The sequence below is a fragment of the Bacillus cereus group sp. N14 genome (genome assembly GCF_016483555.1).
Classification (GTDB): domain Bacteria; phylum Bacillota; class Bacilli; order Bacillales; family Bacillaceae_G; genus Bacillus_A; species Bacillus_A wiedmannii.
The window spans coordinates 57,085-70,620 of the sequence record NZ_JAEHBQ010000001.1; the positions used below are offsets into that span (position 1 = coordinate 57,085).

Consider the following 13,536-nt stretch of genomic DNA (forward strand, 5'->3'; position numbering starts at 1 on the left):
ATAACACAAGTTAAATAAATTGTATAAAGAAGGTGTAAAAATGAAAAATAAAATCAATTTACAAATGCAAAATATAAGCTTTGTTTTAATAATTGCTTTAGCAGTATGGTTAAAAACATATCTTATTACAAGATTCAGTTTCGATTTAAAAATTGAGTCTTCTACACAAGAGCTTATTTTGTTTATTAGCCCTCTCGCTGCATCATTAGCTTTTGTCGGATTAGCATTATTTGCAACCGGTGAAAAGCGAAATTATATAGCGCTATGTATTAATCTCTTATTAACAATCGTACTTGTTGGGAATGTAATGTTCTATGATTTTTATAGTGATTTCGTTACGTTACCAGTACTTGGACAAACATCAAACTTTGGCCAATTAGGCGGCAGTATTATAGAAATATTGAACTATAAAATTATACTCGCTTTCGTAGACATTATTTTCTTCTTTATTTTATTAAAGAAGAAAGCACTCGTCTTCCAAACAGGACGTGTAACTCATCCGGCACGCTTCGTATATTTTCTTTTAACGATTGGTATATTTTTTGCGAATCTACATCTTGCAGAAAAAGAGCGCCCTGAACTATTAACGAGATCATTCGACCGAGTCATGCTTGTTAAAAATTTAGGACTATACACTCATCAAGTATATGATTTAACACTACAAGTAAAAGCAGGATCACAAAAAGCACTTGCTGATAGTAGTAAATTACAAGAAACTGAAAACTACGTAAAGGCAAACCAAAGTGAGCCAAACCCTAACATGTTTGGTGCAGCGAAAGGAAAAAACGTAATTGTCGTTACTCTTGAATCCCTGCAAACCTTTTTAATAGGCGCATCAGTTAACGGTCAAGAAGTTACACCATTCTTGAATGAATTCATAAATGAAAGCTATTACTTTGATAACTTTTTCCACCAAACTGGGCAAGGAAAAACGTCCGATTCTGAATTTCTAATCGATACGTCGTTGTATCCATTAAATCGAGGAGCTGTATTTTTCACGCACGGTAACAATGATTATACTGCGACTCCAGAAATTTTACGTCAGCAAGGTTATTTCACTTCTGTATTCCATGCGAATAACGCAACATTTTGGAATCGTAACATTATGTACTCTGCTCTCGGTTATGATCGTTACTATAATGAACTTGATTACAAAATTACGCCCGAAACAAATTTAAATTGGGGATTAAAAGATATCGAATACTTTGATCAATCAGTAGATATATTAAAAACTGTTGACCAACCCTTTTATGCTCGTTTCCTTACTTTAACGAATCATTATCCATTTACGTATGATGAAGATACAAAATTTATTGAACCATACAACTCTGGTAATGGCGTATTTGATCGTTATATCGTAACAGCACGTTACTTAGACGAATCAATTAAAAAATTTATTGAGCGTTTAAAGGCCGAGGGAATGTATGATGATTCTATTATTGTGTTGTATGGTGATCATTATGGCATTTCTGAAAAACATAATCGCGCAATGGCACAGTTTTTAGAAAAAGATCAAATAACAGAATTTGATACTTTAAATTTACAACGCACACCTTTATATATTCATATGCCTGGACAAACAGAAGGTCAAACGATTTCAAAGCCTACGGGACAAATCGATATGAAACCTACTATTCTAAACTTACTTGGGATTGATACTACGAACGATATCCGTTTTGGTCATGATATGTTTTCAGATGAATATACCGGTTTTGTTGTTTTACGTGATGGTAGCTTTATTACAGACAAGTATGCATACACAAACAACACTTTCTATGACCGCATAACGGGTGAAATTGTAGATTTACCAAAAAAAGAAGCACAAGCACTCATTAATCGTGCACAAAATGAATTACGAATGTCTGACAAAATCATCGAAGGCGATTTATTACGTTTCTCAGAAAGTAATAAAATGAAAACTGGCGAAGTACAAACTAAAATTAAAGAGACTGAAAAATAATCTAAATAGTAAAAGGGAGCAACTGTAATAAGTTGCTCCCTTTTACTATCGTATAACATATGATGCAATGTCATATAAAAACCTCGTATATTTTACTTTTATTCTACGCTTGTTTCTAAAGTTACATCTGTATAGGTATGATCATCACCTATATTTAAAATTACTTCACATTGACGTAATCTCAATTCAAAGAGCATGATAGAATCATGATAAACTTCAGGTTGTGATTTCATCTTATGTAACATCTCTTGTTTTTCTTGTATTTCTAAATGAGTGTTTTCTACAGCTTGTTTCAAGGAGTTAAATGGATTTCTAAAGAATATGTTAATATCCCGCTCTTGCGTGTTTTCAAATAGCTCAAATTGCAAGAAAAATTTCTTCATAATAGAAGCCGTTACCTCGGTATAATCTTCATTTTCTACATACTGTTTGTATTTGTTATATAGCATAGCTTTGTTTTTAGGAAGAACTCCAAATAATTTACCGGCACTTTTCAGTAAAAATTGTGCTGGCGTAAAGCGACGTAAAATATTTACTTCATCCATTTGTATTCTAGTCGTCATTCTGTCAGTATCTCTGCGCCAGTCATCAAGCACTTTAAAATCACATTCTAACTGTATTCGATTTTCTCCAAATAAAGAATTAAGCCCTTCACTAAGTTCTTCTAGATACGATTGACTTTGAAGGAGCTCATTATTAGAAGTTGCAATCCAATTTTGCATAGAAAGAGCAAGATTAGGTAATACAGTTTGTTCTAAATATTTATGCACTCTTTCATTCATTGCTTTATTTAGTTCCGTATCAATGTTCCCGAAATCACTTTCTTCACTAATTAAATCCGAACAACTCTGTAATATCTTCGGAATATTTTCAGTAAGATCATTCGTAATTTCAGTTTTCATTGTACGATATGATTTTGTAATGAAATGAATTTTTTCCTTCTCAAAAGCAGTAAGATTATTAATGCTACCATTTAGTTTCACTAGCATATCTTCATTCCAATGAATAGAATCCACTAATTTATTTTCTTTCTCAACGCGTTTATCCAATAGATATTTAATTGTCTTTCGAATGAAAAACAATAGCTTTTCCGTACGTTCTGCATCGACATTTTTATGATTAAAGTTAAAATGAATAAACTCAGTTAAATCATTTAATTGTTGACTACTTGTATATAACGAAGAGTAAGGGAAAATTCTCGCCTGCGGGAAATATGTGTTTATTCTCGCTTGCGTATCATGTAATACTCTTTTCACTTCTGCATCACTGTAAATGTTATCGATTTTATTTAATAAGAAATGAATTTGTAAATTTGGTGTATGTTCTTGAATGCTTAATAGAATATCACGTTCTTTGTCAGTAAAAGGTGAATCCGCATTCAATACGAATAGTAATTCGTCTACAGAATTCAAATATTCGAATACTTCATCTCTAGTATCGTTATTCCTATTAAATCCAGGTGTAACTACAAATGTAAGTTTATTTTCACTTAAAAATCGGCATGGTAATTTAAATTCAACACATGCTCTATCTCTATATGTTTGATGGTGCTGAGACATCATATTATGGTAATCCGAGACATCTTCCGTTGTTGTAATTGCTAAGTCTGTTATGGCGTTAATTTCTGTATGCGCATCATTTTTTAAAACTACTACATTTGAAATTGATTTTTCTAATATATTTTCTCCTATTATAGAGTTAATAAATGTAGTTTTTCCGTTTCCTGAAGTTCCCGTTACTAAAATGCGATTTGTGCTTAAATCTGCGAGCTCGCCAACTAACCATCTAAATCGGTGACCCATTTCTATATTATGCTTTTGTGCCCACTCTGTAATAGATTCAAAAAGATGCAAACTATACTCTAAGCCGTTCACATGATTAATAGAATATAACAACAGGTTTTCAGCATGTTTTATATTTGCTGAATCTATTTCGGAAGGGAAAATCTCATCCCATGCCAATACAGCTGCTGATGGAAATACAGCATAAGATGGATTGACTACCTTTAACCAATTTGTTAACAAGCTTGGAATGATATCGTGCAATTTTTTAAGCATATATTGACCTTGAATTAATTCAAAGTACGTTCCTTCGTAAAGAGAAGAAATTTTGTCCCATATATCGGACGAATGTATTTCAATATGTAAGAAAAATTCATTTATTGTGTTAAGCCATAATAAGTAATTTTGTTCATTTTTATAACTATTCCAAAGTGATGAAACCATTTGCGTAAATTGTACTTGATCCACATTATTTAACGTAACTAATACTTCATAAAAATAATCTGGTGAAATATGTTTAGTAAATCCTTTATCAATATACCCTTTTAAAACTTCAAACCACGGATAAGATTCTGTTCGAATTAACTCATTCACAGCAAGCTCTACTGCACTATCAAAATCTTGCTGCTCCTCATAAAAGGAACGGGCAATTTTTGTGACATTTGGATAATCCGGATTTAAAGAAACTGCTTCTTTAATAACAGCGAAAGCAGAGTCAAAATTATTTTGCTCTATGTAAAGAGAAAGTAATTGTAATCTAATCTCCGTCATCAATATTATATTATCAGTAGTAATGGACGTATAAACATTTTCAGCAACTGGTAATTGATTAAGCTCGAAATAAGCATCGGCAATATTTTTTTGTGCCCATGGTGCTAATTCATTATTAACTTTTTCCCATTTAAAAATAGCTGCTTCAAAATCTTGATGGCGATAATAAAATTCACCTTGTGCAAAACGAATGTAAGATCCATCAGAAATCTCATTTCTTTCTTCGTTTACATAAGCTTCTCCAAGTACATCAATAGGTGGTTTTGTTTCATTCTCCATTAGGAATGTTTCATAATACATCTTTTTTATTAATTGTTTTTCTACTCTCATCTTTTCCCCCACTATATCTTGAAAATACATTTTTAAGATATGTCAATACTTTTTGTATGTATGCTTTTTATCTTAACAAAGAATATCTTTTGGAAAATTTCATTTTCCTTTCATTTTTCAAGTTAGATTGAATTTTTATGAGAAAAGTTTCAGTTTTTTTTCATTTTCCTTTCAGTTGTGAAACAGCATTAAATGTTTCTAATAACCTAATAACACTATAATCTCCCGCATTATATTATCAGGAAAAGTCTATATAAACCATATTATAAAAACAATTTATAACGAATATATATGCAATATTTCCTTCCCTAATAAATAAAAGAAGCATTATCATATATTTCTCACATTGTTTTCCTTTGAAATATTTCAGTAGTTACGTAATTTAATTCCATTAACCTATATAAATAACTAGTCCAAAAAAAATCTATATGCATATCATGTTATAGTAAAGAATTCAGGAAATCCTAAAAGGAGGCATTTTCATGTTTGAAGATAAATCTAAAATAAACTACCCATATGAATTTACTGAAACTACAACAATCCCGCTAAAAAACCCCATCAATAAAACTTTCAAAAACGGCTCTGGTACACATACTTTCCCAATTAAAAAACACTATAAAGAACAGGTGTTATATACGGAAAAAATTAATAATAATAAAAATAAATAAGCGTATAGATCCTTGTGACAATTAGCCAAATAAGGATCTATGTTAGACCTTGTATAGTTATATTTTTAGTAATATATAAATCTTTCTTATACAACCCACGTATTTTTTAAAAAGTGCTGATATACGGCGCTTTTTTATACATAGATAATGGAAGAACAAAAAAGGTATGGATATTTTCCATACCTTTTTGTTCTTTACTATTTATAAATAAAGTACTTCCATGTTTATTTTACTTAATGGTACTTTAATAGGCCTTCTAGAAGTTATTGGATTGAATTTATATCCCTTCCAATCCCTACTTTTTATAGGCCGTTATTGCTCTATTATATATATTTTTAAATTTACCAAACGCAGTTTCAAAGCAACTTAGTTTTCATAAAATATTTTTTGTTTCCGTTGGAACGGATAGACTTTAATCTCATCTGCATCTAAATTTTCATGAAATAAATGAATGGCTATAATTTGTCTACAATCGTAAGTATGATAATAATATGTTCCGGACTCCATACACATTACGCTTGTATAAATGGTATTATCTAATGCACCTTCTTCTGTTATTACTCCGCCTTTAGGAACCTCGCAATTTGATAAGATATGAAATAGGGCCGATACTCCCTCTTCTTCACTATCTATACCTTGAATGTTTTGTTTACCATATGCTGCTCGCACAAACCTTGATGGCGGAGTGAAGTCCCCTGGAAGTCCCATTGAACCTGAGCCCTGACCAAAAGCACTTAATGGTACATTACTCCACTCAGTTGGTGCGAATGGCTGCGATTTAAGGCCTATATATTGCCTTAAATTTTGCAAATGCCAATTAAACTCCGGACTATTCGTCATCACTCCTAGTGGGTTATCATACATTTTTAATCCTTCATTTGTTGGCTCCAGTACAATGCAATCTCCCCATTTATCCGCTAAAATCCAATGTAGTGGTGGCGTAAGCCCTAAATCCGGTAATTGTATATCCAAAAAGGTAAGGCTATCTACAGATTTCTTTAACTCTTTGACAGAATTGAATTGTGTCAAACTCCAAGTCACAAAATCAAATGGAGCCAAATTCGTATTGTTGTCATCTATGCTTTGACTATAAGTAGCGAATCCTGGAAAATAGAGTGTTGCACATGTCATACCTGCTTCATTTACTCCGTCCGCCATAATGATCCTTCCTTGATGATTAATTCCCATTCCGACCGTAGCATGTTTCGTATTAATGATTTCACCAGTTATATTATTCCACTGGTAATGTCGAGGAATGACTATTACTTCTTGATTCAAATCTAATGTGAAGTCCATCGTTCTTGCAAAAAGATGCTGACCGTTTTTTGTCTGTAATGTCAAACTAGTACACATAAAGAACACCCCGTTTTATGGTTTTATCTACACTTTACATAATTCTGATAAATCTGTAAATTAAAAACCTCTTTCCTTACAAAAATCGGTAAAGCACATATACATTACAAATAGGTTGAGGTTATCTCTAGTTTATAAATGAATTATATTAAAAAGGAGCGACTTGTTATAATCTGTACCCTCTCTACTACACTGATATTTCCAAAACAACTTTTGCACCGCGCAGCTTTTCCGAATTACTTAAGTAAAGGTTTCCACCGTGCTGCTTTGCAAAGTTTTTAGCAATGTATAAACCCATTCCATGATGATTTTTAGAGTTTCTACTTTTATCTCCTCTATAAAACTGCTCTGTAGCTGAATTTATTTCCTCTTCTGTAAATCCTCTTCCCGAGTCCTCTACAATAAATTGCAGTTTTTCACTAATCATTTCCACTGAAAACATCAAGTCACCATTTGTTGGAGAATATTCAATTGCATTCATCATTATATTCATAATAGCCCTTTTCAAAGCAGTCTCGTCAACATGAATCAAATTTGGTATATCCTGAACATTTTTAATTAGATTTAACTGTTTGTCCAAAACACAAATTGCACTTTCTTCTATAATATTACTAATAAATTTATGTAGATCTATTTGCTTAAATTGAAGTGAAGTGCCTTCCTCACATTTCGTAATGTCGAGTAAAGTTTTCATATACAGTTCCATCTCATCAACACTTTTCAAAATATGCTCATTACATTTCTTCTGATTTGAATCTAGCGTTGATTCATTTAGTAGCTCGGCATTCCCTCTCAGTATCGTTAATGGTGTCTTAATATCATGTGCCAAAGCAGCAATTTGCTCTCTTCTATTCGTTTCCATATCCCACTGTGTACGTAAGGAACTATTCAATTCATCTTTCATTTTTACTAAAGAATTTAATACTTCATTCACTTCTATTATTTTAGATTGTTCTACTCGAAAATCTAAATCTTCCTTTTGAATTTTATCCGTTACATTTCTCAAAATCAGCATTTCCTTTGACAATGATTTACCAAAATAGCGAGATAGAAATATCACTTCAGCAACAAATAATAGAATAAAAAGGACAATTTCACAAACTTCCGGACTCGGTAAATACTTCTGCAAAAAAGGGTTTTTAAAATTTGCATGTAAAGTATATAGAATGACACAAACATCTTTATCGCGTTCTATAATTGCATAGTAGTACTTACTATCGCCTTTTTCATCATTCTGCATGTTATTCCATATTTGCTCCGCATAATCTTTATTTATACTCCCTTGAATAGCGTTTCCTGAAAAATCATACACTGCATATTTATATTGTTTTAAAATTTGATCATCTTCCTGTTCAGCTTTAACTATGGCGTCTCTTTGCGACTCAATCTGTTTCTCATAATAATTTGCTGGAAGGATTATCTCTGTGTTAACTCCAATTTGGAATAGAATCATAAAAAAAGTAACTAATGCAATCGTCCCTATTGAAAATGCAAAGATATACCGGATTAATATTTTGCTAAGGTTGACTTGTTTTTTTACTTTCTCCATTTATAACCAATTCCCCATACTGTTTCTATTGGATTCATGTCATGCTTACATAATTTTTGACGAATATTTTTAATATGTTCTACAATTACTTGGTTATCACTTTCTCCCTCATATCCGAAAACATTTTCGTAAATCTTTTCTCTTGAAAATACTTGTCCATGATTCAAAGCTAAATATTCACAAATTCCGTACTCACTTTTCGTAAATGCGATAGATGTATCTTCATGCCATATTTCTTTACATGATAGATGAAATGTAAGACCTGATAGAAAAAATGCATTTTGCTTTTCTCTATGCTCACGCCTTACATGTGCAGACACCCTCGCACGCAGTTCTCCAATTCCAAAAGGTTTTGTAATATAGTCATCTCCGCCAAGGCTAAGCCCTGTAATCAGATCCTTCTCCATTGTTTTGGCAGTTAGAAACACAATTGGACTATCGACCAAATCTCGTATTTCCTTACACAGTGCAAATCCATCTATTTCTGGCATCATGACATCTAATAGAATTAAATCATAATGACAAAATTTATCCTTTGATATTGTAAGAGGATTACTAACGGCCGTTACCTCATGACCTTCTTTCTCTAAAGCACTTTTAATAATATAAAGGATACCGTCCTCATCATCAATTGCTAATATTCTTGCCATATAGAATCTCCCCCTCGTTTCCATTATAATACAAATGCATTTACATTTCTTTGCGTCCTTCATAAAAGGAAAACCACATAAGGGAAATAACAAATGCAATGATCGTGAAACAAACGCAAATCACCGCTCCCATTTTTGCCTCTACTTGTAAGACATGAATAGAATCGGGACTCAATTTGTGTTCCAAAAAATAATTGCATAATCTCACACTCCACGCACATGGCGTGTATTTCCAAATCACATCTCCCATCCCTGTAAGCATTAAAGCTGCCAGCAAGATTTCTATAATTCCAATCCCAATGGAAGTACCTTTACTAAAACGAAAATTTAAGAACAGATGCCATATATACATAAAGATTTGACAACCAAAAAGAATGAAGGAAATTTCAACATACAAAGCAAATGGAAAGTCATTTTGTCCTAACAGAAAATGACACCCTACCGCAAACCCAACGACTGCCAACATAGTTGAACAAAACCCACATATTAAAAGTAAACATACTTTACTAATAAATGCTTTACGCCTTCCGTATTCCGTTGATAAAAGTTCTTTAAAATTCGCTGCCACAGCCTCTTGTTCCACAACAGAAGAACACACAATGCTAATTAGCAACGGAAAAGATATCGATAATACTTGAATATATCCTGAAACCTTGTTTATAGAATCAACTTTTGAAATGGAAGAATAACTTAAAAAAAGAGCAATACCGATGATTGGCATCGCTATATGTATCCAGAAAAAAAACGTATGTTTCATTTTTATAAAATCGGCTCTTAATATTCTCGACCAGACTGTCATTTTATTTTGCCTCCTGCTTTTCAAACCATTTTGCCGTCATATAAGTGAACAAAATGAACAACACGACAGAAATTGCCACGCCTGGCAGAATTGCATCGTAGGAAAGGAGTTCTGGTTTGAACGTTACACTTCCGGTTTCTGCATATAAACCATTTGGTAGTATTTTTAAAATAGGAACCATAAGTCTACTTGGATATGTGTATGGACTAATCATCCAAATATTTTCTGTTGCTAATACAACCCCAAAAAGTCCATTTGCCCCTATATTCAATAAAAGTGTCGGAAATAGACCTAATTTATTACCTAAAAACAAACATATCGGAATTTGCCACATAAAAGTAACGATTAAAAGAACACTTCCTACTAGCGCATTTACTGTAGGAATGATTCGGAAATTCTCCTTATTTAATAGTAAACTAGATAACTGGATTCCACAGAAAAAAAGTATGCATGAAAAGCTCAAAATCCCTAAAATTAGTAATACTTTAGAAATCCATACTCGTTTTAATGAAACTGGTAACGATAAGATAGAACGATTATTCATTTTATTATCTTTCTCCGCAAGAAGTACACAACTTAAAGAAATCATTCCTGGAAGCATCGTAATGTACCACCAGTTGTAACTAGATAATTGAAAATAATCCGCCGATAATAAAAAAGCAATTAGTATTGTAGCAAATGGAACTAGCCATATAAGTTTGTTCAAAAAAGTATGTTTAATTTTAATTTTTTCAGATGCAATATATAGATTCATTTCTTATGCCTCCCTTCTGTACTTTCCAGCCACTTGTACAAATAAATCTTCTAGGTCATCATCCTTATTCAGTTTCCCCTGATACCCCAATACACCGCCTGAGATAATCCCAACATGATCTGCAATTTGACTTACTTCGCTTAAAATATGACTGGATAAAATGACAGTAATTCCTTTTGCGGGAAAGGAAAGGATTAGTTTTCTTAATTCCTGAATCCCAAAAGGATCTAGTCCATTCATCGGTTCATCTAATATTAAAAACTTCGGATGATTCAGCAATGCAATTGCAATTCCCAATCTTTGCTTCATCCCCATAGAAAATTCCCTCGCTTTTTTCCTATCTGTATTCTCTAGCTCCACAACATGCAATACTTCATCAATCCTTGATTTAGGCAAACCTAAAACAGTCGTACGAACCTGCAGATTTTCTCTTGCTGTTAAATTTTCATAAAGTGGCGGAGACTCAATTAAAGCACCAATAGAATGTAAATCTTGCCGCGTCCATTTATGACCATCAAAATAAATCTCACCAGAAGTAGGTATAAGCATACCTGTTATCATTTTTAAAGTTGTCGATTTCCCTGCCCCATTAGGACCTAACAATCCATAAATTGCATATTTCGGTACAGAAAGCGAAATATTTTGTACTACACTTTGCTTTCTAAATGTTTTACAAAGATTTTTTGTTTCTAACATAATCTCATTCATCCTAAACTTCCTCCTCGTATATTGTAATTCTAGAGTAAACGACAATTATAAGGATTCTATAAGGAAAAGAAAAAACATAGAGAGAAAAAGAAGTTTTTACATGCAACCTGCATAAAACTATGAATTCATATGATTTTTCTATACTTGGTTACGGATGAATAATTTATTAAACAAAAAATAGATTTTAAAATAAATACAAATAAAAAAAGAAGCGATTTATTTCATCGCTTCTTTTTTATTAAATCATATCCAAAATCACAGTATCCCTACATAACCCTCTTAAACATCTTCTCCAACTCATAAGTAGAATGATGCACAAGAATTGGTCTTCCGTGCGGGCATGTGTATGGGTTTGTTGTTGTACGTAGTTCTTCCAGTAAAGCAAATATTTGATCGTTCGTTAAATATTGATTTGCTTTAATGGATGCTTTACAGCTCATCATGATGGCTGCTTCTTCACGTAGTTTTTTAATGTCAACTTTTTTTAGTTTAACGACTTGTTCCATCATTTCGTCGATAATTTCTGTTTCTTGTCCTTTTGGGAACCACGTTGGATGCGAGCGGACGATAAAGGATTGATGACCGAATTGCTCCAAGAATAATCCAACTTTTTTCAGTTCTTCTAGTTGCTCTTCGACACGTAAAAATTCAGTAAGAGATAGGTCAATACGGTATGGTACAAGTAGTTCTTGTACTTCTTGCGCTACTCTTCCTACTTTATCACGGAAGTATTCATAATTAATACGTTCCTGCGCGGCATGTTGGTCAATCATATATAAGCCTTTATCATTTTGAGCGAAAATATATGTTCCGTGCATTTGTCCAATTGGATAAAGCGGTGGTAAATCATTACCGTTCATTTCAATCTCTTCTATTTCCTGAACTTCTTCTTCCAATTCCTCTAATTCAAAGTCTTCATCGTTACTGTTCCACGATTTCTCTTCTCGAATTGGTTCTTCCATTATCGGTTTAATAGATGGCTGCCAACTTTGTTCTTCTCTTACAAGCGACTGTGGTGGCTGCCATTCTTGCTTCGGTGGTTGCCACAGTTGTGCTGGCTGTTTCACAGCCAGTGGTTCTTCTCGTTTTTCATCCATGCCAGTCGGTAAAACGATGTCCGGCATAGATGGTTCTTTCGGCTTCGCATGCTCAAACTGAAACTGTTCTTGCACACTTTCATCTTTTTCTTTTTTCTTCGTTGTTACACCTGCATCTGGAATGAGCTGTATTTTTTTGAATGCCGATTGCAATGTTTCTTCGATAAGCTTTAGTAATTCTTGTTCTTTACTAAAACGAACTTCTAATTTCGCTGGATGTACGTTAACGTCAACAAGCATCGGATCCATTTCAATCGATAAGAAGCCGATTGGATATCGTCCGACTGGCAGTAACGTATGGTATCCTTGCTGAATGGCTTTCATTAATACGAAATTTCGAACGTAACGGCCATTTACGATCGTTGACATATAATTTCGAGATGCTCTCGTTACTTCTGGTAATGTTACATAGCCTTTAATTGTAAAATCTAAAGATTCAGCTTCAATTGGAACAAGCTTCTTCGCAACTTGAATGCTATAAATCGATGCAAGTACTTGTCTTACATCACCATTTCCTGATGTATGAAGCAATTTCTTTTCATTATGAAACAGCTTTAATGATACTTCTGGATGTGACATTGCAATACGATACACAATATCTGTAATATTCCCAAGCTCTGTATGAATGGTTTTCATATATTTAAGACGCGCTGGTGTATTAAAAAATAAGTTTTGTACTGTAATATCTGTTCCTTTTCGGCTCGCTGTTTTCTCCTGCTTTATAATGTCTCCACCTTTAATCATAAGGTGTGTACCAGGCGCATCACCTGTGCTAGTGATTAATTCTAATTCACTAACTGAGGCAATACTCGGCAATGCCTCACCGCGGAAACCGAGTGTTCTAATACGAAACAGATCGTTTTCATCTTTAATTTTGCTCGTCGCATGTCGTTCAAAAGCGACGATACAATCTTCTTCTGCAATGCCATCCCCATTATCAATGATGCGAATTTTTGATAAACCAGCTTCTTCTAAGTGGATTTCAATAGATGTACTATTCGCATCGATAGAATTTTCCACAAGTTCTTTTACGACTGAGGCAGGGCGCTCTACTACTTCCCCTGCCGCAATTAAGTTAGAGAGTTGATCATCGAGTTTGCGAATTTTCCCCATCTA

At 33.2% G+C, this 13,536-nt stretch carries 10 protein-coding genes; 2 read left to right on the forward strand and 8 right to left on the reverse strand.

Going from position 1 to position 13,536, the window contains the following annotated elements; genetic code table 11:
- Positions 1–40: 40 nt before the first annotated feature.
- The gene (locus JDS82_RS00285; RefSeq protein ID WP_199712497.1) at positions 41–1,960 is read left to right on the forward strand and encodes an LTA synthase family protein; all 1,920 of its coding nucleotides are present in this window, start codon (positions 41–43) and stop codon (positions 1,958–1,960) included.
- A gap of 98 nt (positions 1,961–2,058) precedes the next feature.
- Here JDS82_RS00285 and JDS82_RS00290 read toward each other — a convergent pair whose 3' ends face one another.
- Positions 2,059–4,842 (reverse strand): dynamin family protein, encoded by a 2,784-nt coding sequence (locus tag JDS82_RS00290; RefSeq protein WP_199712498.1) that lies wholly within the window; start codon positions 4,840–4,842, stop codon positions 2,059–2,061.
- Between the two features lie 482 nt (positions 4,843–5,324).
- On the opposite strand from JDS82_RS00290, the gene JDS82_RS00295 reads away from it, so the two are divergent.
- Positions 5,325–5,510, forward strand: coding sequence for a hypothetical protein (locus tag JDS82_RS00295; protein ID WP_000461129.1), 186 nt, complete (start codon positions 5,325–5,327; stop codon positions 5,508–5,510).
- A 366-nt stretch (positions 5,511–5,876) separates the two neighbouring features.
- On the opposite strand, the gene JDS82_RS00300 is transcribed toward JDS82_RS00295, so the two are convergent.
- From JDS82_RS00300 to mutL, 7 genes are all read right to left on the reverse strand, one after another.
- Entirely contained in the window at positions 5,877–6,863 is a 987-nt protein-coding gene (locus JDS82_RS00300) for a choloylglycine hydrolase family protein (protein ID WP_199712499.1), read from the reverse strand.
- A gap of 187 nt (positions 6,864–7,050) precedes the next feature.
- Positions 7,051–8,412 (reverse strand): sensor histidine kinase, encoded by a 1,362-nt coding sequence (locus tag JDS82_RS00305; RefSeq protein WP_199712500.1) that lies wholly within the window; start codon positions 8,410–8,412, stop codon positions 7,051–7,053.
- Positions 8,400–9,062 carry a response regulator transcription factor gene (locus tag JDS82_RS00310; RefSeq protein WP_016135224.1) on the reverse strand — a complete coding sequence of 221 codons (663 nt, stop codon included), beginning with the start codon at positions 9,060–9,062 and terminating at the stop codon, positions 8,400–8,402. Before JDS82_RS00310 ends, JDS82_RS00305 begins: the two co-directional genes overlap by 13 nt.
- Before the next feature lie 40 nt (positions 9,063–9,102).
- The gene (locus JDS82_RS00315; RefSeq protein ID WP_016135225.1) at positions 9,103–9,861 is read right to left on the reverse strand and encodes a lantibiotic immunity ABC transporter MutG family permease subunit; all 759 of its coding nucleotides are present in this window, start codon (positions 9,859–9,861) and stop codon (positions 9,103–9,105) included.
- A gap of 1 nt (position 9,862) precedes the next feature.
- Positions 9,863–10,615 carry a lantibiotic immunity ABC transporter MutE/EpiE family permease subunit gene (locus JDS82_RS00320; protein WP_016135226.1) on the reverse strand — a complete coding sequence of 251 codons (753 nt, stop codon included), beginning with the start codon at positions 10,613–10,615 and terminating at the stop codon, positions 9,863–9,865.
- Positions 10,616–10,618: 3 nt separating this feature from the next.
- Positions 10,619–11,323, reverse strand: a complete 705-nt coding sequence (locus JDS82_RS00325) for a lantibiotic protection ABC transporter ATP-binding protein (protein WP_016135227.1) — start codon at positions 11,321–11,323, stop codon at positions 10,619–10,621.
- 266 nt (positions 11,324–11,589) lie between these two features.
- Positions 11,590–13,533, reverse strand: coding sequence for a DNA mismatch repair endonuclease MutL (mutL, locus tag JDS82_RS00330; RefSeq protein WP_199712501.1), 1,944 nt, complete (start codon positions 13,531–13,533; stop codon positions 11,590–11,592).
- Positions 13,534–13,536: the final 3 nt, after the last annotated feature.

What these genes read in the sequence shown, in the direction of transcription:
- JDS82_RS00285 (WP_199712497.1), top strand. Translation starts at nt 41, where the DNA reads ATGAAAAATAAAATCAATTTACAAATGCAAAATATAAGCTTTGTTTTA.
- JDS82_RS00290 (WP_199712498.1), bottom strand. Translation starts at nt 4,842, where the DNA reads ATGAGAGTAGAAAAACAATTAATAAAAAAGATGTATTATGAAACATTC.
- JDS82_RS00295 (WP_000461129.1), top strand. Translation starts at nt 5,325, where the DNA reads ATGTTTGAAGATAAATCTAAAATAAACTACCCATATGAATTTACTGAA.
- JDS82_RS00300 (WP_199712499.1), bottom strand. Translation starts at nt 6,863, where the DNA reads ATGTGTACTAGTTTGACATTACAGACAAAAAACGGTCAGCATCTTTTT.
- JDS82_RS00305 (WP_199712500.1), bottom strand. Translation starts at nt 8,412, where the DNA reads ATGGAGAAAGTAAAAAAACAAGTCAACCTTAGCAAAATATTAATCCGG.
- JDS82_RS00310 (WP_016135224.1), bottom strand. Translation starts at nt 9,062, where the DNA reads ATGGCAAGAATATTAGCAATTGATGATGAGGACGGTATCCTTTATATT.
- JDS82_RS00315 (WP_016135225.1), bottom strand. Translation starts at nt 9,861, where the DNA reads ATGACAGTCTGGTCGAGAATATTAAGAGCCGATTTTATAAAAATGAAA.
- JDS82_RS00320 (WP_016135226.1), bottom strand. Translation starts at nt 10,615, where the DNA reads ATGAATCTATATATTGCATCTGAAAAAATTAAAATTAAACATACTTTT.
- JDS82_RS00325 (WP_016135227.1), bottom strand. Translation starts at nt 11,323, where the DNA reads ATGAATGAGATTATGTTAGAAACAAAAAATCTTTGTAAAACATTTAGA.
- mutL (WP_199712501.1), bottom strand. Translation starts at nt 13,533, where the DNA reads ATGGGGAAAATTCGCAAACTCGATGATCAACTCTCTAACTTAATTGCG.